27 protein-coding genes and 1 riboswitch are annotated in these 26,125 nt (G+C 44.4%); of the genes, 7 read left to right on the forward strand and 20 right to left on the reverse strand.

The window, feature by feature from the left end; genetic code table 11:
* Positions 1-61: 61 nt before the first annotated feature.
* The 5 genes from GFS24_RS18085 to GFS24_RS18105 are packed head-to-tail and all read right to left on the reverse strand — an operon-like array spanning position 62 to position 3,324.
* Positions 62-574, reverse strand: a complete 513-nt coding sequence (locus tag GFS24_RS18085) for a hypothetical protein (protein ID WP_153661779.1) — start codon at positions 572-574, stop codon at positions 62-64.
* A gap of 56 nt (positions 575-630) precedes the next feature.
* Positions 631-1,131, reverse strand: a complete 501-nt coding sequence (locus tag GFS24_RS18090) for a hypothetical protein (RefSeq protein ID WP_153661781.1) — start codon at positions 1,129-1,131, stop codon at positions 631-633.
* 16 nt (positions 1,132-1,147) lie between these two features.
* Complete coding sequence (locus tag GFS24_RS18095) at positions 1,148-2,215, reverse strand: hypothetical protein (RefSeq protein ID WP_153661783.1); 1,068 nt, start codon at positions 2,213-2,215, stop codon at positions 1,148-1,150.
* A gap of 48 nt (positions 2,216-2,263) precedes the next feature.
* Complete coding sequence (locus GFS24_RS18100; protein WP_153661785.1) at positions 2,264-2,731, reverse strand: TlpA disulfide reductase family protein; 468 nt, start codon at positions 2,729-2,731, stop codon at positions 2,264-2,266.
* Between the two features lie 2 nt (positions 2,732-2,733).
* Positions 2,734-3,324 (reverse strand): RNA methyltransferase, encoded by a 591-nt coding sequence (locus GFS24_RS18105; protein ID WP_153661787.1) that lies wholly within the window; start codon positions 3,322-3,324, stop codon positions 2,734-2,736.
* Between the two features lie 91 nt (positions 3,325-3,415).
* Here GFS24_RS18105 and GFS24_RS18110 point away from each other — a divergent pair, with 91 nt between their 5' ends.
* Both GFS24_RS18110 and GFS24_RS18115 read left to right on the forward strand, forming a co-directional pair.
* A complete protein-coding gene (locus tag GFS24_RS18110; protein WP_153661789.1) occupies positions 3,416-6,127 on the forward strand; it encodes an AsmA-like C-terminal region-containing protein in 2,712 nt (903 codons plus the stop codon).
* Positions 6,128-6,183: 56 nt separating this feature from the next.
* Positions 6,184-6,585: an SdpI family protein gene (locus tag GFS24_RS18115; RefSeq protein ID WP_173003118.1), complete on the forward strand. Its 402-nt coding sequence runs from the start codon at positions 6,184-6,186 to the stop codon at positions 6,583-6,585.
* Between the two features lie 55 nt (positions 6,586-6,640).
* Here the strand turns inward: GFS24_RS18115 and lipA are convergent, their stop codons facing one another.
* Together lipA and GFS24_RS18125 are read right to left on the reverse strand one after the other, a co-directional pair.
* Positions 6,641-7,534: a lipoyl synthase gene (gene lipA / locus GFS24_RS18120; protein ID WP_153661792.1), complete on the reverse strand. Its 894-nt coding sequence runs from the start codon at positions 7,532-7,534 to the stop codon at positions 6,641-6,643.
* 30 nt (positions 7,535-7,564) lie between these two features.
* Complete coding sequence (locus GFS24_RS18125) at positions 7,565-8,395, reverse strand: hypothetical protein (RefSeq protein WP_153661794.1); 831 nt, start codon at positions 8,393-8,395, stop codon at positions 7,565-7,567.
* Positions 8,396-8,546: 151 nt separating this feature from the next.
* On the opposite strand from GFS24_RS18125, the gene GFS24_RS18130 reads away from it, so the two are divergent.
* Complete coding sequence (locus GFS24_RS18130; protein WP_153661796.1) at positions 8,547-8,954, forward strand: OsmC family protein; 408 nt, start codon at positions 8,547-8,549, stop codon at positions 8,952-8,954.
* A gap of 108 nt (positions 8,955-9,062) precedes the next feature.
* Here the strand turns inward: GFS24_RS18130 and GFS24_RS18135 are convergent, their stop codons facing one another.
* Positions 9,063-10,409 (reverse strand): DUF2851 family protein, encoded by a 1,347-nt coding sequence (locus tag GFS24_RS18135; protein ID WP_153661798.1) that lies wholly within the window; start codon positions 10,407-10,409, stop codon positions 9,063-9,065.
* A gap of 119 nt (positions 10,410-10,528) precedes the next feature.
* Positions 10,529-10,638, forward strand: a riboswitch (SAM riboswitch).
* Positions 10,639-10,791: 153 nt separating this feature from the next.
* Here GFS24_RS18135 and GFS24_RS18140 point away from each other — a divergent pair.
* Positions 10,792-11,970 carry a PLP-dependent aspartate aminotransferase family protein gene (locus GFS24_RS18140; protein ID WP_153661800.1) on the forward strand — a complete coding sequence of 393 codons (1,179 nt, stop codon included), beginning with the start codon at positions 10,792-10,794 and terminating at the stop codon, positions 11,968-11,970.
* A 2-nt stretch (positions 11,971-11,972) separates the two neighbouring features.
* Complete coding sequence (locus tag GFS24_RS18145) at positions 11,973-13,157, forward strand: homoserine dehydrogenase (protein WP_153661802.1); 1,185 nt, start codon at positions 11,973-11,975, stop codon at positions 13,155-13,157.
* Positions 13,158-13,196: 39 nt separating this feature from the next.
* Here the strand turns inward: GFS24_RS18145 and GFS24_RS18150 are convergent, their stop codons facing one another.
* From GFS24_RS18150 to GFS24_RS18205, 12 genes are all read right to left on the reverse strand, one after another.
* Positions 13,197-13,475, reverse strand: coding sequence for a hypothetical protein (locus tag GFS24_RS18150; protein WP_153661804.1), 279 nt, complete (start codon positions 13,473-13,475; stop codon positions 13,197-13,199).
* A 279-nt stretch (positions 13,476-13,754) separates the two neighbouring features.
* Positions 13,755-14,441: a hypothetical protein gene (locus GFS24_RS18155; RefSeq protein ID WP_153661806.1), complete on the reverse strand. Its 687-nt coding sequence runs from the start codon at positions 14,439-14,441 to the stop codon at positions 13,755-13,757.
* 51 nt (positions 14,442-14,492) lie between these two features.
* The gene (locus tag GFS24_RS18160) at positions 14,493-15,323 is read right to left on the reverse strand and encodes a hypothetical protein (protein ID WP_153661808.1); all 831 of its coding nucleotides are present in this window, start codon (positions 15,321-15,323) and stop codon (positions 14,493-14,495) included.
* A gap of 8 nt (positions 15,324-15,331) precedes the next feature.
* Positions 15,332-16,132 (reverse strand): hypothetical protein, encoded by an 801-nt coding sequence (locus tag GFS24_RS18165; protein WP_153661810.1) that lies wholly within the window; start codon positions 16,130-16,132, stop codon positions 15,332-15,334.
* 27 nt (positions 16,133-16,159) lie between these two features.
* Positions 16,160-16,987, reverse strand: a complete 828-nt coding sequence (locus tag GFS24_RS18170) for a hypothetical protein (protein ID WP_153661812.1) — start codon at positions 16,985-16,987, stop codon at positions 16,160-16,162.
* 7 nt (positions 16,988-16,994) lie between these two features.
* Positions 16,995-17,816 carry a hypothetical protein gene (locus tag GFS24_RS18175; protein WP_153661814.1) on the reverse strand — a complete coding sequence of 274 codons (822 nt, stop codon included), beginning with the start codon at positions 17,814-17,816 and terminating at the stop codon, positions 16,995-16,997.
* 15 nt (positions 17,817-17,831) lie between these two features.
* Positions 17,832-18,656, reverse strand: a complete 825-nt coding sequence (locus tag GFS24_RS18180; protein ID WP_153661816.1) for a hypothetical protein — start codon at positions 18,654-18,656, stop codon at positions 17,832-17,834.
* Positions 18,657-18,675: 19 nt separating this feature from the next.
* Positions 18,676-19,461, reverse strand: coding sequence for a hypothetical protein (locus GFS24_RS18185; RefSeq protein ID WP_153661818.1), 786 nt, complete (start codon positions 19,459-19,461; stop codon positions 18,676-18,678).
* 79 nt (positions 19,462-19,540) lie between these two features.
* The gene (locus tag GFS24_RS18190) at positions 19,541-20,110 is read right to left on the reverse strand and encodes a nucleoside triphosphate pyrophosphatase (protein ID WP_153661820.1); all 570 of its coding nucleotides are present in this window, start codon (positions 20,108-20,110) and stop codon (positions 19,541-19,543) included.
* Entirely contained in the window at positions 20,110-21,054 is a 945-nt protein-coding gene (locus tag GFS24_RS18195) for a geranylgeranylglycerol-phosphate geranylgeranyltransferase (RefSeq protein WP_153661822.1), read from the reverse strand. The genes GFS24_RS18190 and GFS24_RS18195 overlap by 1 nt, the downstream gene beginning before the upstream one ends.
* 65 nt (positions 21,055-21,119) lie before the next feature.
* Complete coding sequence (locus GFS24_RS18200) at positions 21,120-21,677, reverse strand: HAD family hydrolase (protein WP_253906521.1); 558 nt, start codon at positions 21,675-21,677, stop codon at positions 21,120-21,122.
* Between the two features lie 6 nt (positions 21,678-21,683).
* Positions 21,684-22,454: a Rossmann-like and DUF2520 domain-containing protein gene (locus tag GFS24_RS18205; RefSeq protein WP_153661824.1), complete on the reverse strand. Its 771-nt coding sequence runs from the start codon at positions 22,452-22,454 to the stop codon at positions 21,684-21,686.
* A gap of 279 nt (positions 22,455-22,733) precedes the next feature.
* Here GFS24_RS18205 and topA point away from each other — a divergent pair, with 279 nt between their 5' ends.
* On the forward strand, positions 22,734-25,085 hold the full coding sequence (gene topA, locus GFS24_RS18210) for a type I DNA topoisomerase (protein WP_153661826.1): 2,352 nt from the start codon (positions 22,734-22,736) through the stop codon (positions 25,083-25,085).
* 87 nt (positions 25,086-25,172) lie between these two features.
* Positions 25,173-26,045: a transglutaminase-like domain-containing protein gene (locus GFS24_RS18215; protein WP_153661828.1), complete on the forward strand. Its 873-nt coding sequence runs from the start codon at positions 25,173-25,175 to the stop codon at positions 26,043-26,045.
* The last annotated feature ends 80 nt before the right edge of the window (positions 26,046-26,125 follow it).

Here is a 26,125-nt window from a genome sequence, read left to right on the forward strand (position 1 = left end):
TAAGAAAGCCCTGGGAGTTGTTGCTTCCAGGGCTTTTTTTATTGAATTATCCTTCGTTCAATTAGTAATACCAATTATCATCAATCTTAACTAATTGGTTCAGGTAATCTTTCCATTGAGATTGCTCGATCTTTTTCATATCAGATACATATATCAGTATCTTTCCAGCGTTAGTATGGAATTGTAAATCAATTCCCTTATCATAAAACTCTCTGGTTACAGCTCTAAGACCCAAATTTTCCATTTGTTTCAGCAGAAGCATACCGTATTCACTGATAGGACCCTCATTATTTGAACGTATTTTCAATCCAATAGTATCCGGACTAAACAGTATGCTCTCCCTGTAGAAAATATACTTCTTCCCTATTAGATCAAATACATACTCATTCTTGTTTCCCTTGTCATAAGTATATATAAACAAAATTCGTTTTCCACCTTCTTTAAAAATACTTATGTTCTTAAATGCATGAAGTACATCTTCCCGATGTTGATAAACATCATTTATTTCATCTGGAAGGCCCTTATCCTTACAGGCTAAGAAACAAACACAAATCAAAAAGAGGAAATATTTCATTTTTATAAAAATTTAGGGTTGCTGTTGTAATCGTTTAAGTTCTGCTGCTGCATTTATTAAAACTTACAATCCTCAAACGGCTTCAAAGCCCTGCCCCTTTGTTTCTCCGCTACTGCAAACTGTTCTTCATTCAATGCTTTAAAACCTTTGGGGGCTTTGTTGGAAGGGCCTTTATAAATGCCCAGGAAGGGTTTGGAGGATGTTCTTCTGGTGACCGGGTCTGTCATCTTGAAGAATTGAGGGTACCAGCCTTGTACTTGTACGTTTTCTGCTGGTGCTGCTTTTTCCCTGTTCTGTAAGATCTTTTCAAGCGGGATGTTTTCTATATCGTCTGCGTGGAAGAAATATACGCGCTTTCCTTTTAATCTGTTTCCTACTTTGAAAATGCCGGCATGGTGCCATTCCCTGGCGAAGGGGATCAATTCTTTTGCGGTGATCTTTGTGTTGACTTTTTTAGATAGTTGAGTGGCTACGGCACCTGCTTTCAACAATCCTTTCTCTTCTGCATCCTGGTAGTTCTCGGACTTTTTCTGCTGCAGGTAATCACGCATTTTCATACGGGAAAGGTACGAACTAATTTACCTTCTCCAGTTTTTCCAGCCTTTCGTTCAATTGCTTCAGGGTTTTATTCATCTCTATGATATACAACGCCTGCTCTTCTATCTTCTGCAATAATTTCTGGTTCATTTCGCCAAGTTCTATTCCGTTCTCTGCAACTTCTGTGGCGGATGGAATACCAGGGAGGTGTTTGTGTTGTTTGATGTGTTGCTCCAGTCCCTGTAAGGAAGGGAGTTTGTATCCTTCTTCAAATACGAAGTCGGGCCAACCACTGATGGTTACTCTTACTTTCTGTGCGGTAATGATCCCTGCTACGGCTAATAAGGATTGCGGGGTTGTGGTGCCTATTCCAACATTACCGTTTTCAGTGATCCGCATTCTTTCTGTCATGCTATGAGTTGTGGCAGCACCATAGGCATTTGTATAGAACTTTATATAAGTATCATAACTTCCTCCTCTGGCAAAACTAATAGCTGAAGCTCCGCCGCCAAATGCAGAATACCCAATGGCTGCTTCTGTTTCAGCTGTTCTGCCCTGCATCCACAAAAATTTCACGTCATCGAAATTATTGACAAAGCCATTATTGGATTTCAGCATTCTCATAGCGCCATCATGCAGATCCAGCCGCTCTCCCGGGATTGTAGTTCCTATGCCAATTTTACCATCCTGCGTTAACACCATGTTCGGATTGCTTCCATTTGTTGCAGACAGGAATCCAAGGCTATTTGAATTTCCTTCCAGCTGCATAGAATATTTTTCCGATCCGGTTACCCCTACATTTTGGCCGGATGTACTTGCATTCTGCGCAAATACAATGGCATTCCTTGCATTTGTACCAAAAAGCCAGGCATCATTTCCATCCTGTATCCTGCCTGTTAAAACAAGATGCGTTCTTCCATAATTTATAGCATTGTTTGTTATAAAAACACTTGTGTAGGAATCAGTTTCATTGAGCCCTTTTATTTGTAATATGCCGGGAAGTGCGCCACTTGTATAACCGATTCCATATGGCCCGGATAAATAGGTTTGTTGTGCATGAACAGTAAAAGATAACAAAAGGAACAAACTGAGAAGGAGTTTCATATCTGGTATAGATTAAACCGGGTTAAGAATAGTATAAAGTAATAGATTTTAATTTAATCTTTCTAATTCTTCGATCAACTCTTTTTCCGTCATCATCCCTTCTACAAATTTGCGGTATCCCTTCTTACTATTAATAAAAATTGTAGCCGGAATACTACCCTCCCAGCGCGGATCGATCTTATTGGCGTATTTATTGGCATTCGGCTCATCCAACCATACCACGGCGGAACGGATCTTACGTTTACGGATAAACTTAGTGATCTGCTCCGGATACGCATCCTTCATATCAAGGCTTAAAAAGATAAATTTTACTTGTGGGAATTTCTGCGCCTGTTTTACGAAATAAGGCATTTCTTTTACACAGGGGCCGCACCAGGTTGCCCAGAGATTGATCACTATGGCGCTGTCCGGATGTTGCATGAGCTGTTCTAATTCGGCGGCTTTGATGCGCGTTACCTCCTGAGCTTGGGAAAATGCAGGGAAGCAAAACAGTAATATGATCGATAACTTTTTCATACTTAAAGGTCTTCTTCTTTAAATCCCCATTCATTCAACAGCGATTCTCTTTGTGCGGCTGGCAGGCTGGGTTGCTCATATTGACCGGCAGCCAGTTTCTGGCGCATGGCTTCGTAGATGCTGATGGCACAGGCTACGGAGATATTCAGGGAGCGGATGATCCCCTGCATAGGGATGATAAAATTTCCGTCTGCCAGGGCGCGGGTCTCATCACTGATGCCATAATGTTCACTGCCGAATACCAATGCAACGGAACCGGTAAAATCTATATCGTACAGGCTCACGGCATCTGAGGAAAGATGGGTGGTGTATATTTTATCAAAACGCTGGCGTAGTTCGGTGAAAAGCAGGTTCACATCTGTGAACTGGTGTACATCCAGCCATTTGTCTGCACTGGAAGAACTTCTTCTTCCCCAATGGCGGCGGGGTGTTTTATTGGTAAGTACGTATATATCCTGGATACCTACGGCATCGCAGGTGCGCATGGCGGCGGCAATATTGTGCGGGTCTTCCACGTTTTCTAATACCACCGTTAGATTGGCCTGCCGCTTGTTTAATACTGATAATAGCCTTTCTCTTCTTTCCGGTGTCATGTGTTGTTAATTTAATGGCAAAATTAGGAGAAATTAAGTTTAGGTGGGGTGATTTACTATCTTTAGCTAATTGTTTAATAAAAAGCATCCTATGAAGTTTAAAAAGGTACTGAAAGGTATCGGCATCACATTGCTCGTACTGATTGGACTACTGATCGCCATTCCCTATTTCTTTAAAGGGCAGATCATGGCGAAGATCAAAACGGAGTTGAATAAAAGCCTGAATGCCAAAGTAGATTTTAAAGATGTGGATATCAGCCTCTTCCGCAGATTTCCCCGTTTGGCCGTAGCATTGGAAGAATTACAAATCACCGGTGTAGCTCATTTTGAAGGAGATACCCTGCTGGCTGTTCGTCGCCTGGACCTGGCTATGAACCTCATGAGTGTCATCAAAGGGGACAACATAGAGATCTATAACGTGGTACTCCAACAGCCACGCATCTACGCCACCGTGGATGAACAAGGCCGTGCCAACTGGGATATCACCAAACCAGATACCTCCACAACTGCTGCCGCACCAGCGGATACCGCTGCCAGTGAGTTTGCACTCAGCCTGCAACAATACAGCATCGAGGATGCCACTATCAAATACACGGACCGCCAGGGTCATATGGCCCTCACGATTGAGCAGCTGAATCATAAAGGGAAAGGAGATTTCTCACAGGACCAATTCACCCTGCAAACTACTACTACGGCAGAATCAGTAAGTTTTGCCCAAGGGTTCATTCCTTACCTGCTCAATGCTAAAGCGGAGATCCTTGCGGATATCAATATCGATAATAAAACGAGCACGTATGCTTTCAAAACGGATAAGATCTCTGTAAACAACCTGAAAATTGCTACAGAAGGATTTCTCCAGTTGCTGAGTGACAGTGCATATAAAATGGATATCAAATTCAATGCGCCTTCCACGGACTTCAAAGATATCCTCTCCCTGATCCCGGCTATTTATTCCCAGGATTTTGCGAGCATCAAAACGAGCGGCAGCACTACTTTTTCCGGTTTCGTGAAAGGTACTTATACGCCGCAGCAAATGCCCTCATACGGATTACACCTGACTATCAAGAATGGTTTCTTCCAATATCCTGACCTGCCTAAACCGGTGAAGAATATTCAGTTAGCCGTAAACGTTAGTAACCCGGATGGTATTCCTGATCATACGATCGTGGATGTGCCGCAGGCTCACCTGGAAATGGATGAAAGCCCTGTAGACCTCCGCCTGATGGTGAAAACGCCGATATCTGATCTTTACCTGGATGCAGCAGCCAAAGGCAAACTGGACCTCAGCAAAGTGGCGCAGTTCGTGAAAATGGAAGCAGGTACCAAACTGAGCGGTTTGCTGGATGCAGACCTGAAAGCGCGGGGATATATGAGCGCCATTGAAAAGCAACAATATGAAAACTTTGATGCTTCTGGTAAACTGGCGGTGAATAACTTAGCTTATAGCAGTAAGGATTATCCTGATGGCGTGAAAGTATCCAGCCTGCTGATGCAATTCAATCCGAAGAATGTAACGGTGCAGGAATTCATCGGGCAATACCTGGGTACTAATTTTACCGCAACAGGACAAGTGAATAACCTGCTGGCCTACGCACTCCGTAACGATGCGCTGAATGGCCAGCTGGCTTTAAAAGCGGATAACATCAACCTGGATAAATGGATGGCTACCGGTACCACAGAAGCAACTCCTGCCAAACCTGCGGATACTGCAGCTGCGGTTCCTTTTGCCGTTCCTAATAACCTTGATTTCACCATACAGGCGCAAGCGGATAAAGTGCATTATGATAAAGTGGACCTTACGCAGTTATCGGGTAATCTGCTGATCAGCGATCAGACGGTAACGATGAAAGACATCAAGGGGAATGCACTGCAGGGCAGCATGAAAATAGATGGTACTTATTCCACCAAAGTAGATAAACTGCATCCTGATATCAGTCTTACGTATGATGTAAAGGAACTGGACATTCAGCAAACCTTCAAAGCATTCAATACTGTGCAGAAGCTCATGCCTATTGCACAATTCCTGAGCGGTAAGCTGAGTTCCCAAATGACTATGAAAGGTAAACTGGGTAAGGACATGACGCCGGACCTCAGTACGCTTACCGGAGATGGTAACCTGTTACTGATACAGGGTTTCCTGAAAAAATTCGCACCGCTGGACCAATTGGCCACACAACTGAATGTGAATTCATTGAAAGATATTTCTGTAAGGGATATCAAGAACTACTTCGCATTTGAGAACGGGCGTATGAAGGTGAACCCCTTCCGGGTGAAACTCTCTAACATGAACATGCTCATCGGCGGCTCGCATGGTTTTGATCAATCCATGGATTACACCATGCAACTGGCATTACCCCGCGCCCTACTGGGTCAGCAAGGGAATAGTCTTGTGAACAACCTGGTTACACAGGCCAATAACAAAGGCATCCCTGTTACCGTGAGCGATACTGTTTATCTCAATGTGCTGATGGGCGGAAGTTTATTGAAACCTTCCTTAAAAACTGACCTGAAAGAAGTAGCGGGTAATGCAGTGAACAACCTGAAAGATCAGGCTACTGCCCTCGTGAAAAACAAGCTGGATACCATTCAGCATACGGTGAAAGATTCTTTGCAGTCGGTGAAAAAGGAAGCGGTTTCCGCAGTGAAGGATGAGTTGAAAAAGCAATTGCTGGGCAGTAAAGACAGTACCCAATCCGGCAAACCACTGCAGAATGCAGGAAAGGCTGCGGAGAAAACATTGAATAATACATTGAAAGGTTTGCTGAACCGTAAAAAAGCGCCGGCAGACTCAACAAAACAATAGTTTGATTTGTTTTTAAAACGTGGTATAGCGGTAAATACGTTATGCCACGTTTTTTTATGAACAGCATCATACACAGCCCCTTTTGCAATGCCAGTTTGTTAGCCGGACTGCTCTTCCTTTTCATGGGTTTCATGATCCGGAAATTCCCCCCGCGCAGTATGAAAGCCTGGTATGGATACCGTACTTTCTCTTCCACCATTAATGAAAAGACCTGGCACGAAGCCAATCAATACGCAGCATATCTTTCCCGCTGTATGGCTTATATCCTCATCCCTTTCGGGTTGCTGATGGCATTCCTGTTTAAAACACAAACGGATGCCTTCCTGTATCTTACCATCTGTCCGGTTATCTTCTGTGCTTTGCTGATGACAGGCATGACCGAGTGGCATTTGCTGCAGGTATTTGATGAAGACGGGGAACGAAAGGAGAATAAGAAAGATGGTGTTGATATAGGTTAAAATGTAAAAAGGCTAAAGCGTATGCCACTTTAGCCTTTCAATATATTCGGGCAGATTATTTTCTGCCGCTGAAAATGTGTTTTTCAGCATGGTAGGAAGAACGAACCAATGGTCCGGCTTCTACATAATCCAATCCCATGTCGTAACCGATCTCTCTCAGTTCTGCAAACTCATCCGGATGCACAAAGCGGATCACGGGGAGATGTTTGGGAGTAGGCTGGAGATACTGGCCGAGGGTGATCACATCACAACCATTGTCTGCCAGGTCCTGCATAGCCTGTACCACTTCTTCTTTGGTTTCACCGAGACCCAGCATGATACCGCTTTTGGTACGCATGCCACCTTCTTTTAATCTGCGGATCACTTCAAGACTGCGGTGATATTTAGCCTGGATACGCACTTGTTTGGTCATGCGCTCCACGGTTTCCAGGTTGTGGGATACCACTTCCGGGGCTGCTTCGATCACACGGTCCAGGTTTTCCCAGATACCTCTGAAGTCAGGGATCAGGGTTTCCATGGTGGTGTTTGGATTGAGGGCGCGAACGGCTTTGATGGTATTGGACCAGATAATGGAACCGCCATCTTTTAACTCGTCACGGTCTACGGAGGTGATAACGGCGTGTTTTACCTTCATCAGGTAGATGGCTTCTGCCACCCTTTGGGGTTCATCCCAATCTACAGGTTCAGGCCGGCCGGTGGCTACGGCACAGAATCCGCAACTCCGGGTACAAACATTGCCCAGGATCATAAAGGTGGCGGTACCGGCTCCCCAGCACTCGCCCATATTTGGACAATTTCCGCTTTCGCAGATGGTATGTAGTTTATGTGTGTCTACCAGGTTCCTAACCTGCCTGTAATTCTCTCCGATCGGCAGTTTCACACGCAGCCAGTCGGGCTTTTTCACTCTCGGCGCAGCTGCTTCAGCTGCGATTACGGGTAATTCTTGCATCGCAAATCCTTTCTTTAATAAGATACAAAGTTACTTATTCCAGCGTTTCCCCAGTTGTATTCCTATGTAAGCATTGAAAAAGAAGGACTTACCCTTCTCATCTACCATGATTTCCACCTTTTTGGTGTAATATTCGGCGTTTACGCCTACTTCAATTGCGGAAATTACTTCATTGAACTTGGCCCAATCGAACCGGAACCCTACTTTGGCATGCAGCCCGGGGTTCAGTTTTACTTCGCCCCAACCTTTTGTGAGGCCCCCAGCGCCGTAGATCAGGTCGCGGTTCAGGAAATCGTCCCGTATTTCGTCGGAATATTTTACTGTCCGGCGGTTATTGGGATCGCCGGAATCATTCATGAGGTCCAGGTAATAGGGTTTAACGAGGCCGAAGGATACACCACCATAGTAGATGGCATTCACTTCTACACCGTTCTTATTGCCTTTTCCGCCAATCAGGTATTTCTGACCTACGCCCAGTTTGGCCTGGTAGAAATTATTCTTTTTACCATAAACGAAGGGGGTGGTGCTGATGGTGTAGCCCATCTGGGAATCCAGTACCCTGGAAGCACGGTCCTGTTTAGGGTGTCTTTTTTCTGAAAATTCCAGCTGGAAGTAGTTCACGAAAGAAGCGTTCTTGCGGAAGCCCATTTCGAGAAAACCTGTCCAACCGTCTGTATTGAGGCGGGCGCCACCGGAGAATTCCCGGTTAAAGAGGTTATCCCCTTCTTCGATCTCTCTGAAAAGGGAGATCTTCCTGAGCCTTTTCTCTTCCTTTTCCTCCTTTTTGGATTGCCGGCTACTTTGGGCATAGAGCATGGTGGAAGTCAGCAATAATAGTAAGAGTACATTTATTTTTTTCACGGTGAGCGCGATTATATTTTAATTAAACGCCTGAATACGTTTTATGTTTTATTCCCATACAAACATAGACAAATTTGTTGATAGTTGGCAGGAGTTCAGATGTACCTTCGTATAGGAAAATACGCTTATTTTACAGACAAATTTATATATCATGCAAACAGCAGCGATCCTTTACAATGGCGAATTGAGAACTACAGCAAAGCATCTCCGGTCAGGTACGGTTATAGAGACGGATGCACCGGTGGATAATAATGGAAAAGGGGAGCGGTTTTCGCCGAGTGACCTGGTGGCTACTGCCCTTGGATCTTGTATGCTGACGATCATGGGGATTAAGGCGAGGGATAAGGGGTGGAATATTGATGGTACGGCGGTGAGTGTGGAGAAGATCATGGGGACGGAGCCGCGGAGGATCACCGGGGTGAAGATACAGTTTGATTTTCCGGCGGGGCATGGATTGGAGGAGAAGGATAGGAAGATATTGGAGAATGTGGCTTTTACGTGTCCTGTAGCGGAGAGTGTGCATCCGGATATTAAGCAGGATGTGACTTTTAATTGGTAGGCTGAGAGCTTGCCGCGCTGCAAAGGGCGGTTTATTATTTTTTTTGAGGGAGATTTCTTTTGGGAGGAAGTTTCTTCTTTTCATATTTTTTGGGAGGGGTTTTATTCTTTAAAATAAAACCCCTTCCTCCCATTCCTCCTCTCCCGTCCAGCCGAGTTCATCTTCGCGGCATTCGTTTACATCTGCGCCTCTGATCAAACGCTTGCCTACTGCACATTGCAGGCATTTCTTTTCTTCACAGTAATATTGTTTCAATTGCAGCAAAGACTGGGAATCCCAGGCTGATGTGGCTTTTGTGTTTTCTGCTGCCCAGGCGCGGATGACGCGGTTGTTTTCCGGGGGGAGTTGTTGCAGAAACCTTACTGCTCTTTGCTGGTATTGGAGTAAGCCCATATGCCGGCCATATAAGTGTAGTAAAGGGATGACGGTATTTATGAGGATATGATGTACACCCGCTTTTCCGATACCTGCCGTGCGCAGAGCGGGAATATCAAAACGATAATGATCTTCCCAGTACGGGGAAGGGTCTACGAAAAATAACTTTTCCAGTGAGGGTAGGTCCTCTATTTCGAGGATGCGGGAAAAGAGATGAGGCGTGTTATGTAATAATGCGGCAAAACAGGCGATCCGCATAGTGGGGAAAGCAGACGGGCGCATGCGTAACCAGCGCCAGCCATGAGATGGCAGAGATTCCAGCTGGTGTTTGTGTTGCTGGAAACGGTATTCTTCCTGTAACTGCTGCGGATATGCATCTTTAAAACTTCCTGCCAGCATACCTGCCTGTCCAAACAACAAAGCTTCCAGCCTTTGTAAATGCGGACGCTGACGAGCCAGTAATACAAAAGGCATGGATTGTGCCAGTTGCAGAAATGCTTCTGTGTTTACGGGCATCCCGAAACCCTGTGCCATAGCACGGAAACAGACTTCCTCCCAATTAAAATGATTCTGTTGCAGCCAGTTCATAAAAAGGCTCGTTTTGCGTTCAAACCGTTCCCGCATGAGTTTACCATTCCAGGATAACCAGTCTTCTTCTGTAATCCGTGGTAATAAAGGGGCGCAGGGAACAAAGGTGGCGTCCTCTTTCAATTGCTGGTAGCGCTTTAGCAACATCTTTGGGATCCGCTGCTGTAGTTCCAGGCAGGGGATGTTCAATGCAGGAGCATCGTTTTCAAACACCACATGCAGGATCACATTATCATAGCGCTGATTGCGATGGTGGCCATGTTTCCGCCAATCTGAACTGCGGTAATGCAGTTCTACATTCCCGGCCCATTCTACGCCGCCGATATTGATCCTGGCTGCTGTAAAGTCTGGTCCGGCATCCCGGTTAAGGGTACCAGCGTGGATAATGGTGACAGGCTCTCCCTTAATAGTGGAAAGACGATGCTGGTTAAACAAACCGAATTGCCAGATATGCTGCAGCAATTCCTCTGAGAATAATGGGTCAACAAACATAAAATACTATTACAAACCATCAATAAATTACTACAAAAATTGCTAAAAATCGAAATTCTGCATCTGTATTTGGAAATTTGGCTCTTCTACCATTACCTTTGCGCACAGTTCTTAAACATCACTTATCCAGAAAGGCAGAGGGTACTGGCCCTGCGAAGCCTTAGCAACCAATTCCGGTTACACGGAAAAAAGGTGCTAATTCCGGCCCCTATACGGGGAAAGATAAGTTGGCAGAGATATTACTTACAGCATCATCAACATATTGCTTTAAGCTCTTCCAACCCCGGAAGGGCTTTTTTTGTGCCTGCTCTCCATTCTGTTATTAAGTCGATATTTATAGAATCGCAACGGCTTGTTCGTTTCGTAAAAACATTGATCGACCATGAAACCATCTACGCAACTGATCCACAGCATCCCGATAGATGAACTGACGGGAGCCATTTCGGTGCCTATCTACCAAACGTCTACGTTTGTGCAGGAAAGCCCCGGAATCAACAAAGGATTCGAATTCTCGCGGGCCAACAACCCCACGCGGAAAGTGCTGGAAGACCTGATCTGTAGCCTGGAAGATGGCTATGCAGGCTTCGCCTTTGCCAGTGGTATGTCCGCCATCGATGCTGTATTGAAATTATTGAAAACCGGCGATGAGATCATGGCCGTGGAAGATACCTATGGTGGCATCTTCCAGATCTTTAACGCGATGTTCGAACGCTTTGGCATCAAAGTGAACTTTGTGGATACGAGTGATATTGATAAAGTGCTGGAAAAGATCACGCCCAAAACAAAGATCATCTGGCTGGAGTCTCCCACCAACCCCACTTTGAAGATCTCTGATATTAAATCTATCAGCAAGATCGCCAAACAGCATAACATCCTGCTGGTGGTGGACAATACCTTCTCCACTCCCCTGCTGCTGAAACCTATTCCACTTGGAGCGGATATCGTGATCCACAGTGCATCCAAATACCTCTCCGGCCATTCTGATGTAATAGCAGGACTGGTAGTAGTGAACAATAAATTACTGGCAGACCAGATCCGGTTCAACCAGAATATCTCCGGTAGTATCCTTAGCCCTTTTGAGGCATGGCTGACTATCAGAGGTATTGAAACACTGGCCCTGCGCCTGGAAAAGCAATGTGCGAATGCTACGGCTATCGCTACTTTCCTCACAGATCATCCTGCAGTGGATAAAGTATTCTATCCTGGATTGGCCACACATAAGAACCATCATATTGCGCGCAAGCAGCAAAAAGGATATGGTGGCATGGTGAGCTTTACGCTGAAGGAAGACCAGATCAAAAATGCGATCCGTATTGTGAACGCTACCAAGCTCTTTAAACTGGCGGAAAGTTTTGGCGGTGTGAAGAGCATGCTCAATCACCCGGTGACGATGACGCATCGTAATATACCTGAAGATTTCCGTCGTAAGGCGGGATTACAGGATTCCTGCATCCGGTTGTCTGTTGGCGTGGAAGATGCGGAAGATCTCATCAATGACCTCAAACAAGCTTTGGATAAACTTAACCAGCCTATTGGCAAACAAATTACTGTACTGCAATAACTATGGAAAAGAAGAACATTAATCTTGGCATTTTCGGATTTGGCTGTGTTGGCCAGGGCCTCTATGAAGTACTGAACCGAACAAAAGGTATCAACGCAAGGATCAAAAAGATCTGTATTAAAGATCCAAACAAACCCCGTCCGATAGACGCGAGCTATTTTACGACGGACCCTAATGAAATCCTCAACGATCCTACTATCGACGTGGTAGTAGAATTGATCAACGATACGGAAGCTGCTTTTTCTATTGTAAGCACTGCACTGAAGAATGGTAAAGCGGTGGTTAGTGCCAGTAAACGCATGATCGCAGAGAACCTGCCTGCTCTCTATCAATTGCAGGTAGAGAACAAAGTACCGTTCCTCTACGAAGCATCCAGCTGTGCCAGTATTCCTATCATCCGGAACCTGGAAGAATACTATGATAATGACCTGCTGAATGCAGTGGAAGGGATCTGTAATGGTTCTACCAATTACATCCTCACAAAAATATTTGAAGAGAACCTGAGCTTTGAGACGGCACTGCGCCAGGCTACGGACCTCGGTTTTGCTGAAACTGATCCAACGCTGGACATCGAAGGATATGATCCTAAATTTAAGATCGTGATCCTGTTGCTGCATGCATTCGGTACTTTCGTGAAACCGGAGAATGTATTCAACTTCGGGATCAGTCACCTCAATGATTTTGATATTCAGTTTGCCCGTCAGCGGAATTGTACGATTAAGCTGATAGGTACCTGTCGCAGACAGAATGGGCATGTGAATGCTTATGTATTGCCTCATCTCATTAAAGAACACAATCTGCTGTATGATGTGTATAATGAGTACAACGGTATCCTGCTGGAAAGTGCTTTTACAGATAAGCAATTCTTTGTGGGTAAAGGGGCAGGGGGTACTGCTACGGGTAGTGCGGTATTGAGTGATATCTCAGCCTTATTGTACAATTACCGTTACGAGTATAAAAAGATCAAACAAGCCAACCAGCCTGCTTTCACTAATGATCTGCAATTGCAGGTGTATGTGCGGTACAGCACACCGGATCAGGTGGATCTTACCGAGTTCTATAATATCTCGGAGAAGTATGAGTCGCCTACCTACCGTTATGTAGTGGGTACCATCAACCTGGATAAATTAAAAGATGCGGTGTGGTTGCAGAATAAGGATGTGAACTTATTGGTGCTGGAACATTAATAAAAGAGACCCTGCCGCGCTACAAAGGGCGGAGGTTTTTTATTCTTTAAAGGAAGATTCTTTTTTATAGAAAAGGCTGTATCGATTGATGCAGCCTTTCTTTTTGCAAAGAGCCTGCCGCGCTGCAAAGGGCGGAGGTTTTCTCTTTTTGAGGGAGATTTCTTTTGGGTGTGAGGCTCTTTTCTTTTTTGAAGGATGAGGGTTTTCCGCGCTGCAAAGGGCGGTGTTGTTTATTTTTAAAGGAAGATTCTTTTTTATAGAAAAGGCTGTATCGATTGATACGGCCTTTTTTTTTGCAAAGAGCCTGCCGCGCTGCAAAGGGCGGAGGTTTTCTCTTTTTGAGGAAGATTTCTTTTGGGTGTGAGGCTCTTTTCTTTTTTGAAGGATGAGGGTTTTCCGCGCTGCAAAGGGCGGAGTTTTATACTTTTTAAAGGAAGATTTTTTTTGTAGAGAACCTGCCGTCCTGCAAAGGCCGGTGTTTTTTTTTATTTTTAGGCGAAGAGGTTTTATTAAATTATTTTATATAAAAAGCCTACCGCCCTTTGCAGCGCGGCGGGCTTTTTATTTTTTTACGGGAAGAAGTTTTATTAAAAATAATTATTTCTTCGTATAACTGAAGGTTATAACCCTGTTACTCACGGAAGGATCGTTTATCAGTTGCTCTGATCTCACTTTTTGTTCTACCAGCAGATCCTTTTCGTTGAACTTATATTCATACGTATCGCGGGAATGTACCTCTCCGGCGAAGACTGTTTCTTGTTTAACAAGGTTATTAAAACTTAATAACTCAAAGGATAAGGGGGAGCATAGCCACATGCAATTATCCTTTAGCGCTATTTTTTTATTGCCGTAGGTGTAATTCTTTGTGCTGCCCTGGGTCGTGTCTTCATTATATACGTTGAACGTTGTCATGCTTTTTACATTCTCATTCTCCCAGGTGAGTTTGTAAATGGTGGACTTCCATCTCACTTCACTTATTTTATGCTCAGCGTTATATATCACGTCGTAGTATGCTTCAGATTCGTTGATGCGGATAATGTTGTTTCCGGTGTATTCAAATGCCCTCGTGACCACATCAGATTCCATGATCTTAGCCAGTTTGTTTTCTTCGAAAACAGGGTAGGCAACAAGTGTATCCCGGCTTTCTACATCGATACGGGTGAGTTTGCTGAGGAGCCATTCTTCTGCGGGAGGATGCTCTCCTCCTGCCGGAGATGTATCATTCTTGTTGCAGGCAAATAATAAGAGTATAAAAGCGGAAATATTTAATAATGCTCTTTTCATTTCTTTTGCTTTACAGAAAAAGGGCTGCCACTGTGTGTGGCAGCCCTGGACTTACTTCTTTGTATAGGTGAAAGTCACTATACTGTTACTTACGGAAGGCTGATCCATCAGTTGCTCTGATCTCACTTTCTGTTCCGTCAGCTGGTTCTTTTCATTAAACTTAAACTCAAAGGTATCCCTGGTGTACACTTCGCCGCTGTAAAGGGTTTCGTGTTTAGCCAGGTTATTGGCGCTTAAATATTCGAAAGAGGTTGGCGAACTCAGCCACATGTAATTATCCTTAAATAAGGCTTTCACAATGTTGGGCTGATCGTCGTACGTGAAGTTGTTGGTGCTGCCCTGGCTCGTGTCCGTACCAGCTACATTGAAAGTGGTCACGCTTTTCACATTCTCGTTTTCCCAGGTGACCTTGTAGATGGCAGCATAATCAGGAGCGGCAATTGACTTCCGTCTCAATTCGCTTATCTTATTCTGTGCATTGTATAACACTTCATAATACTCTTCAATCGTCCACTCCTGTGCCTGATCAAATCCATATGTGTTGATGCGGGTAACGTTGTTACCTGTATACTCAAATGAATTCCTGATAGTGGGTGTGGTCACTTCCAGGTCAGACTCCATGATCTTCGTCAACTTGCTTCCTTCAAAAACAGGATAAGAAGTGAAGCTGTAAGGCTGATCACCGTCTGCTCCGCTTTCTGTTAGTTCAGACAGAACAGATGACGTGTTGTACTTCAGGCTGGTGGTAACGGTATCCTGCCTTTCCACATCAATATTGGTGAATTTGGTAAGGATCCATTCTTCTGCCGGCGCTGCATCATCCTTTTTACAGGCAGACAGTAACAGTACAAAAGCTGCAATGCTTAATAATGTTCTTTTCATGGTACAGGTTATCTTGTGATATATTCAAGTTTTACTTTGTAGATGTCCGGAGATCCACTTTCAAATGTGTCTTCAGAATCTATCGTTTTCAGCAGATTACCTTCAAAAGTGTACACATCCGTAAAGGTGGAATACAGTTCACCATTCATGAACATTTCCTCTTTTACCACGTTATTGGCACTCAGGTATTCAACGCTGGCTACATCACTTAACCATTGGTAATTTCCGAGGAGTTGCTGGAAGCCGGGTTTGTTATCATAGGTGTATTTCTTTACGCTGTTCAGTACATAATCCGCGCCACCTTCTTTCACGTATAGGCTGCAGACCTTCACATTGTTTCCTTCCCAGGTCAATACGGATTTCTTATTATAACCGTTGTTCATTTCAAACAATTCAGCGAGCTTTCCGCCAGCATACACCAGGGAATCATAACGATATGTGTCCTCTATTCCATCTCCGTTCCTGTCTCCAAAATATTGCACCTTACTAACAACACCAGCTGTATATACAAAAGAACTGATTGTGTGCAATGCAGGCTGGTCAGGGTTCTTTTCGTAGATGGATACGATCTTTCCTCCTTCATAAACCGGGCCTTGTGCATAAGATTCCAGTATATCATTATTAATGTAGGAATAAGACAACTCTTTAAAGGTATTGTCTGCATTATAGGTGATGAAAGTGGTATCATTACCATCTGTGCCAACTTCGATAATGTGGCTCAGGTAGTAGGTTTCAGGTGAAGCGTCGTCTTTTTTACAGGCTGCAAAGAAGAGAGTGATGGCTGTTAAGCCCAACATTGTTTTTTTCATAGGATATTTGCTTAAGTAGTTTACCGTTTATTTTGTGATGTATTCAAACTTTATTTTGTAGGTTTCTGAACGTACAGGATCTGTGAATGCTTCTTCTGTATCTATCGTTTTCAGCAGGTTGCCTTCATAAGTATATGCATGGGTATAAGTGGAACCCAGCACATCATTATTATTGAAGTATTCTTCTTTTGTGACATTATTGGCACTCAGGTATTCAAAGCTGGTCAGATCATCTAACCACAGGTATGATCCGATGAGATGCTGATATCCGGGCTTGTTATCATAGGTATATTTATTTACACTTTCCAGTATAAAATCATTGCCGGAATGTTTAAAGTAAAGCGAGCAGGTCTTCACATTATTCCCTTCCCAGGTAAGCAGATATTTATTCTGATTATCAGGTTGATCCGGGTTCAGCGCCCATAATTCTGTTAATTTTCCTGCGACATATACCAGTGAATCAAAAGCAGGGCCCACTTCATACTGTCCATCCTGGTTATTATCCCAATAATAGTTCACTTTTGTTACAAGATCACCTGTATAAACAAAGGATTTCGTGTAGTGACTAACAGGATTCAAACTGCTTCTTTGCTGCACAGCTATTATCTTTCCTCCTTCGTATACCGGTCCTGCCTCATAGAATTCCAACTGGCCATTGTTCATGCCGGAAGAATATGTTTCTTTGAAAGTATTGTTTTCATTGTAGGAGATCAGTGTGGTATCATTACCATCTTCTCCCACTTGAATAAATTTGCTCAGGTAGTAAGTTCCAGGTGTTGTGTCGTCGTTGTCGTCTTTGTTACAAGCTGCAAAAAAGAGGGTCATGGCAGTTAAGCCCAACAGTGTTTTTCTCATAGGTTGTTTATCGTTTTGTGTATTCTAAAACAGTTGTATAATTTTTAGCAGATTCAAGATATACAGATTCTTCTCTCGTAGCGATGGATGTTAGCAGCCCTTCTCCGTTATATATGAATGTATTGGTCCTGCTGGTTTCCACGGTTCCTTCCGGTTGTCTTATCATGTCTGCTTTAGTTACGTTATTAGCACTCAGATAGGTGAAATTTGTGATGTCCGCCAGCCAATAGTAGTTACCAGTCAACATCCGGTGGAATGCTGGTTTGGCATCATACGTGTAGTTAAACGTTTGGAACAATACATATTCAGTACCGGTTTGTTTTGAATAACATTCATAACTCTTCACATTATCTCCTTCCCAGGTGAGTTTATAGAATGTAGTGGAACCATTCTTGTAGTTCGCATATAACTCAGCTAATTTTCCTCCGGCATATACCAATGAATCATGACTGTTGATCACCCATTTGGCCTGCTCACGATCATATACTTCCTGGTCAGCAATGGTTACCAGGTTGCCGGTATACTGAATTGAAGTGATGGTATGGCGCTCAGGCATGGAATTGCTCCACATTTGGATACCGGTAATTTTATCGCCTTCGTAAACGGCGCCGAAAGCATTAAATGCCGGCGCATCGTTGTGTATATATGAAAAACGGGATTCTTTAAACGTATTGTCCGCATTGTATGAAATGAAGGTGGTATCATTTCTTGCCTCGTATACATCGATCAACCTGGTTAAATACCAGTTTTCAGCTGCCGGATCATCATCCTTTTTACAGGACGAAAAAAAGAGGGCAATGACTATTAAGCTAAATAGTGGCTTTCTCATAGGGTAGGGTGTATTCTATTTTTTGATGTATTGCAAGTTTTCAGTGTACTCTTTGGTCAGGCTGTTAGGCAGGTCTTCTTCTTTTGTGGCGATCTTTTCCAGCAGGCCTTTTGCATCGTAGGTGTAGACCATTGTATTCCTTACGGCCAATACGTTGGAAGGCAGTAAAGTGGTTTCTTCTTTCAACAGGTTATTTTCACTCAGGTATTCCACATACCAGGGATTGGTGAGTATTTCGAAATTACCGGGAATGTTTTTCCAGAAATTAGCTTTATCATCGTAGGTATAGTTGATGGTGGCTTCATGTACCATCGTACCTTCATTATTTCTGTGACGTTCTACTTTGGTGATGTTTCCGCCGGTCCATTGTAGTTTCAGGATGTGATCTATCTTGCCCTGCTGAATAACCACATATTCCTTCAACTTACCATCTGCATACACCAGGGAATCTGCTGCACTGGATGGAGAGCTGTCGTCATTGTAGTAATCTATCCTGCTGAGCAGGCTGCCATTATATTGGAAGATACATTCCAGCCGGGGCGTGATAGTTGAATCAAGTGTTACCCGCATTTTTTCTATCCTGCCATTTACATATTCTGGCACTTGAACCGTATAGATGGTGGTAACACCACTAGGGGCGGGATAGGGCATAATGGAGAGCACTTTACTTACTTTGTGTTCATTATCGTAGAAATAGCGCGTAGTATCTGTATTGCGGATCTTTGCGGACAGGAACCACTCGACCATGACATCGGGGGGATCCACTGCTGCATTATCTTTTTCCGAGCAGGACGCAAGCAGGCATATCATGGCAGAGATGCCAATCAGTTTTGTTTTCATAGGATAATAGGTTCTTTTACTAGTTAAATTTCGTGTATTCAAAAACGGTATTAAAAGTCAGTGACTGATTATTATCAAGGTCTTCTGTTGTTTCAGTTGTTTTCACCACATTCTTTCCTTCCAGCACAAAGTCTTTCACTGTTCTTGAAAACAAGATCTCTCCGGGAACCCTTGCCCTCTCCGCTTTGGCCAGCATCTTATCACTCAAAAGCGTAAAATCCCGGAACAGGTAGAGGAAAAGGAACTGGCCGCTGATGCGATGCTGTACTCCTTCTTCTGCCGCATACGTATAGGTGTTCACGTAAGCGGGTATGTCTGTTCCCTGGTCTACGTCAAAACCTTCTTCTTTTATTATATTTTTCTCTTCCCAGGTGAATTTGTTCACCCTGCTGCGGATGCCTCCGCTGATCTCGTGGTATTCTGCCAGCCGGCCATTCTTATACACCAGGGAATCATAATCCAGTATCACCCATTGGTCCTGTAAGTTCCAGCCATACTGATTGATCCGCACGATGTTCTCTCCGCTGTATGTAAAAGATCTAAAAGGGAGGCCCTTCACATATTCCATCAGGTACACGAATTGTTTGATCCGGCCGTTTTCGTATACTACTTTAAAGGAATCATTATTGGCTTCATTTACCTGTTTTATTGTTCTGTTGGAATTATAAAAGAAGTGAGTCGTATCTGTTCCCTTTATCATGCTGGAAACCAACCAATAATCTATTGGCGGAGCAGGCGGAGCGTCTTTTTTCTTGCAGGCAGACAGGGTTATTGTCAACACCGTTAAGCATCCAAGGGTTTTCATCAGCATAGGGCTTCCTTACATTACAAAATTCTGCATTTCGGGGACAAATATAAATATAATTTCTATAATGTATATATTATTATAATCTGGATAAGCGTTCCGCTACCTGGCTGATGGGAAGGCCCATCACGTTATAAAAGCAACCGTTTATCCGATCTATGCCCACAGCCCCTATCCATTCCTGGATGGCATAAGCGCCGGCTTTATCAAAAGGTTGATAATGATCTACATAGTAAACGATCTGTTCGGGGGTAAGGGGTTTGAAATGTACTTCTGTGGTTTGCGAAAAGGCATCTTCCGTTCCATTGAAACGGATCACGACTCCTGTGATCACTTCGTGTATGCGTCCGCTTAAGCGGGAGAGTATATTAATGGCGTCCTGCCTGTCTGTCGGTTTGCCGATGATCTCTTTATCCAGTAAAACGATGGTATCTGCAGCGATGATCACATCGTCCTTTCCAAAAGAGCTGCTGACAGCATTGGCTTTCTGGCGGGCAATATGTACCGGCACTTCTGCAATGGGCATTTCCGGCGGGAAGGTTTCTGCTGCTTCACTCACCATTACTTCAAAAGGAATACCGGCCTGCTCTAATAACTGCTTGCGGCGCGGAGATTGCGATGCCAGGATCACACGTTTACCAGCGTACATTACAACATGATTTTAAAGAAGATCATTGATAAGATACCTGTGAGCATCACGATCTTGATCCAGGTACTGATCTTATGATATTGTTCCGGCGTATAGGCCGTGAGGAAAGGTTTCTGTACGAAAAGGGTGAAAGGCGCCAATACGAAAACGAAGATGTAAGCCACTGCTGCATACCATTCTTTCAAACCAGTTACCACCATGATAGTGATCAGCAAGACCTGCAAAATTACCATCAGCAGGATGGTGAAACGTTTCGTTTTCTTCAATCCCCATACGATGGGTAGTGTGCGGCAGCCGTCTTTACTATCCCCGATCATGTCTTCCATATCTTTCACGATCTCACGGATCATGGATAATACAAAAGCGAAGGTGGCGTAAACACCGATGATCTTGATGAGCTTTCTTCCTTCGAAGGACATGATGGCTTCAAAGCTGGAATAGATCTGCTTTTCGTAAAACCCTACCACCACTACGCTCAATGCGGTCAGGATGGAGATCACTACGTTGCCGATCAGCACCTGGCGTTTGAAAGAAGTGGAATAGAACCATAACAACAGGGTGCAGATCACCTGTATAAAACCAAGGTAGAACTGGCCGATCTGGAAAGCTACCAGGAAACCCAGTGATACCCCGGCCATGTTCAGGAGGGTATGCCAGGCCATGGCCCAGCGGCGGTTAATGATCCTGTCCACCACCATTTTATCTGGTTTATTGACGAGGTCGATATTGATATCGAAATAATCATTGATGATGTATCCGCCGGCTGCTACCAATATGGTAGAGAGGCATAACATCAGGAAATGCGGGAAAGAGAGGGAAGGTTCTGCTCCTCCATTTAATAATACCGGCCTTACCACGCAGTACTGCAGCAAAAATTGCGTCAGTACAATGTAGATCAGGTTCGGGTACCGTATCATTCTGAAAAAGGCCGCGAGGAGAGTCATATTCAATTCAATGTAGAATTATTCAATTTCGAATGACGAATGTAGCTGAACTAATCGTAATCCGGCTATTTTGATGCCACCCCTTCGTCCATTGTCCAGTGACCGTTGAGTTTCAATACTTTCTCAATTACGTCACGGACACAACCCTGGCCACCTGTCACGGGGGATATGTATTTGCAAATGCTTTTTATTTCCGGGGCAGCGTCTCCGGGGCAAACGGGCAAACCGCATAACTGCATGGCCCTGTAATCCGGAATATCATCTCCCATAAAGAGTACTTCTTCCCAGCGCAGATCATGTTCAATGGCATAATCTTCCAGTTTTTCCTGTTTATTGGTGACGCCGGTGAAGATATCTGTGATGCCTAATCCGTTGAGGCGGTTGACCACACTTTCTGAGCGGCCGCCTGAAATAATGGCTATGCGATAGCCTTTTTTAACAGCCAGCTGCAGAGCATAGCCATCCCGGATGCTCATTTTGCGGCTTTGTTCCCCATTGGGGAGCAATTGTACCGTTCCGTCTGTCAGTACGCCATCCACGTCGAATATGAACGTGCGGATGTGCCTGAATTGTTCCAATACGTTCATCGTTAGTTCTGCTGGTGTTTTTCCATGAATGGGCAAAAATAGCTATTTTTCTGCGTGGTGGAACTGGTAAATACTTTCAGACAGCATGGGATAGATCTGTTGCATGGAAGGAAATTGTGCCAGGATGGATTGATGAAGGGCCATGGTCTGTTCATCGTGCCTTATAGCGGGGCCTGTTTGTACAGATTCCGGCGGATATTTATCCAGCCGCTGGAAGGTTTCCCGGATAATTGGCCCGAGAAGGGAGAAATCCCGCCCTTCCTGCTCACAATAGAATTTAGCCAGGGCTATCAGGTGATTGGTGAAATTGTTGCAAAATACGGCTGCCAGGTGCATTTGCAGGCGCTGGGCGGAGTTCATGGTAGCCGTAACAGGAGAAATACTCTGTGCCAGGGCATACAACCGCTTCAATACTTCATCGTTGGAACCTTCCAGGATGAGGGGGATGGAAGGATAACTCTTGATCTCCTTCCGGATACTTTGGAGGGGATAGATCACCCCGATATTCATGGACATGCGGGAAATAGCCTCCATGGGTACTGCCCCTGCGGTATGAACCACAATCCTCCGGCCCAGTCTTAACTGGTCGTTCAATTCAAGGATCACGCTATCGTTTACAGCCAGCAGGTATACATCTGCCTCCATATTAATATCTATCAGTTCGGTAGTATACTCCCCTCCCAGCAATTCTGCCAGTTCCCGGGCGTTTTCCTTCCGTCTGCTGATCACCTGGGTTACATGGTGACCGTGTAACTTCATCAGGTGACCAAAACAATGCGCCACATTGCCCGCTCCTATAATAACTATGTCCATGATACGTTTTTAAAATTCGGTTAACGGCGGTATGGCCCCCAAATCCATGCCAACCACCAGATACATGGCTTTATTTTAACATGTAATAATACTGCCTTTACAGCTAATAGGAGACTAAATATATTATATGGAGGATTGCCTCCTGCCATTGCTACCTCGAAATCAACTATTTACCGGATAATATTTTTTATATCAACCTACTTTTATATACTTGCAGAATGCGGATTCGCACCTTTCGTGCTAAATTTTGCGTAATTATAGTAAATAAAGCAGGCGTTCATGGCTAAAAATCTTGTAATTGTTGAGTCCCCGGCAAAGGCAAAAACGATAGAAAAAATTTTAGGTAAAGACTTTGAGGTTAAATCTTGTTTTGGTCATATCCGGGATCTTGAAAAGGATGATATGGGTATTGACATTCAGAACAGCTTCAAACCCAAGTATATAATACCAGAAGATAAAGAAAAGGTTGTAAAGGAATTAAAAAAAATAGCGAAGGACTCCGATGAGGTTTGGCTCGCAACGGATGAGGACCGTGAAGGGGAAGCCATATCCTGGCACCTTTGCGAAGTACTCAACCTGGACCCTGCTACTACCAAACGCATTGTATTTCATGAGATTACGAAGCCTGCCATTGAAAAAGCCGTTCTGAATCCCCGCCTGCTGAACATGGACCTCGTGAACGCTCAGCAAGCCCGCCGGATCCTGGATCGTATTGTTGGTTTTGAACTGTCGCCCGTTTTGTGGAGAAAGATGAGCATGCGCAATTCTCTGTCCGCTGGCCGTGTTCAATCGGTTGCCGTACGCCTGATCGTGGAAAGGGAAAGGGAGATCAATGGATTTACTACTACCAGCAGCTTCAAAGTGGAAGCTTTTTTCCTCGCCAAGGACATTGCGGGTAAAACCATCACTTTCAAAGCAGAAGGACCTACCAAGTTCAAAACTGCGGAAGATGCGGAAAAGTTCCTCCAACAATGTGTGGGGGCAGCTTATACGGTGAAAGACATCCAGGTAAAACCGGGTAAGAAATCACCTTCAGCGCCTTTTACCACTTCTACCCTTCAGCAGGAAGCCAGCCGGAAACTGGGTTACAGTGTTTCCAAAACGATGCTCCTGGCGCAAAAGCTCTATGAAAGTGGTAATATCACCTATATGAGAACGGATTCCGTGAACCTCTCGGAAACCGCCATGACGGACATCAGCAATGCCATTCACAAGAATTATGGCGAACGCTACTACCAAAGCCGCAAATACAAGAACAAAAATGAGAACGCTCAGGAAGCCCACGAAGCCATCCGCCCTACTTATATGGAGAATGCTTCCGTGGACGACGCCGATCTCAAAAGATTATATGAACTGATCTGGAAACGGACCATCGCCAGCCAGATGAGTGATGCCGAACTGGAAAAGACCATCGCCAAGATCGAGATCTCTACCAATAAGGAAGACCTCACAGCCAGCGGGGAAGTGCTGAAATTTGACGGGTTCCTCAAGATATATATGGAGGGTCAGGATGATGAGGACGAAGGTGAAGAAGATCAGGAAGGTGTATTGCCACCACTCGCTGTGAAGCAGGTGCTGGAAATGAAGGAAATGAAGGCCACTGAACGTTATACCCGCCCTGCTCCCCGTTATACAGAGGCAAGTCTGGTAAAGAAACTGGAAGAGCTGGGCATCGGCCGACCTTCTACTTACGCCCCCACTATTACTACTGTTCAGAAACGCGGATATGTAGAAAAACGGGATAAAGAAGGCGTGAAAAGGGATGTACGCATCCTCTTCCTGAAGAATGACCAGATCAGCAAACAAACAGACCAGGAGAACACCGGCGCGGAGAAATCCAAACTGTTCCCTACGGACCTGGGCATGCTGGTAACGGACTTCCTCAAACAGTACTTCGAAAAAGTAATGGACTATAGCTTCACGGCTAATATTGAACAACAGTTTGATGAAATTGCCCATGGCAAAAAGGTATGGAACATCATGCTGCATGAGTTCTACGATCCTTTCCATCATACGGTGGAAGAAACCCTCGAGAAAGCAGAAAGGGTGAAAGGGGAAAGACCACTTGGAGAAGATCCCACTTCCGGCAAACCGGTTGTAGCGCGTATGGGACGTTTTGGCCCAATGGTGCAGATCGGGAAAGTAGAAGATGAAGAGAAACCACGCTTCGCCAAATTAAAACAAACGCAAAGCATTGAGACCATCACCATGGAAGAAGCCATGGACCTGTTCCGCCTTCCGCGTAACCTGGGTCTTTTTGAAGGAACGGATGTACTGGTGAATATCGGTCGTTTTGGTCCTTATGCGCAACATGATAAGAAATTCTATTCCCTCAAAAAGGAAATGGACCCCTACTCTGTAGAACTGGAAGAAGTAGCACCCCTCATCGCTGAAAAACGTACGGCCAAAGATGAACGTACTATTAAGGTGTTTGAGAAAGAAAAGATCCAGGTGCTGAAAGGACCTTATGGCCCTTATCTTAAAGTAGGTCTGAAGAATTATAAGATTCCGAAAGAAAAAATAGATACTGCAGCGGACATCACGGTGGAAGAAGCAAAAGCGATCATTGAAGAGCTGAAGGCTAATCCTCCTAAAAAGAAAGCGCCTGCACGGAAGAAGAAAGCGGAATAGAAGATACTGATTTTATTGTAGAAATACAATGCTTCCAATTCAGACTACAATTCGTAAATTGTTTACCAGAATCTAACTCTAGCTGCATTGAACGAAACCAGGGAAATAAACGCATTGTTCCATTTACTGGATGATCCGGATCAGGAAGTATTTGATACGGTGGCCAGCAAGATCCTGCTGTTCGGAAAAGAAATTATTCCGAACCTGGAGCATCTCTGGGAAACCACTTACGACGAATCTATCCAGGAACGAATAGAACTGCTCATTCACCGTGTTCACTACCAGGATTTACAGGAAGCTGTTCGTATCTGGGGGAGTACCGGTACGCAGGACCTGGTGCAGGGGGCTATCCTGGCTGCCCGGTATCAGTATCCGGAGCTGGTGGCAGCTACGGTGAATACGGAGATTGAACGTATCAAACGGAATATCTGGCTGGAATTAAATAACTACCTCACACCGCTGGAGCAGATCAACGTGCTGAACAGCATGATCTATAATTATTTCGGCTTAAAGGGTGAAGAGGTGTCCTACCAGCGTAAGAACCAGTTCTTCCTTAACCAGGTGATGGAAGCTAAGAAAGGGAACCCTATCACCAACGGGATCATCTATCAAAGCCTCTGTTCTATGCTGGACCTTCCGGTGTATGCAGTGAACATTCCCCGCCAGTTCATCCTGGCTTATTTTGATACTTTCTATGATTTTACGGAGCCTGCTGATCCAGGGGATTACAGGATACTTTTCTTCATTGATCCTATCCAGGGGCAGATCTATACACAGCAGGATGTGGAGACTTATTTTAAACGGGTAAATGTGCCGCAGTTGCCGGAGTATTATAAACCGATGAGTAATCAGCGGATCATTCAGTTCCTGATGAGTGAATTGGCGAAGTGTTTCCGGAATGATAAGGAGCAGTATAAGTTTGATGAGTTGAATAATCTTTCGCAGATATTGGAGTTGTAAAGGAGATTTTTTTATAGTGAGGCTGTCCTGAGGGGCGGCCTTTTTTGTTTTTAGGGAACAGTTTTTTTTCTTTTGTTTAT

The organism is Chitinophaga sp. SYP-B3965, from assembly GCF_009647655.1.
GTDB lineage: Bacteria > Bacteroidota > Bacteroidia > Chitinophagales > Chitinophagaceae > Chitinophaga.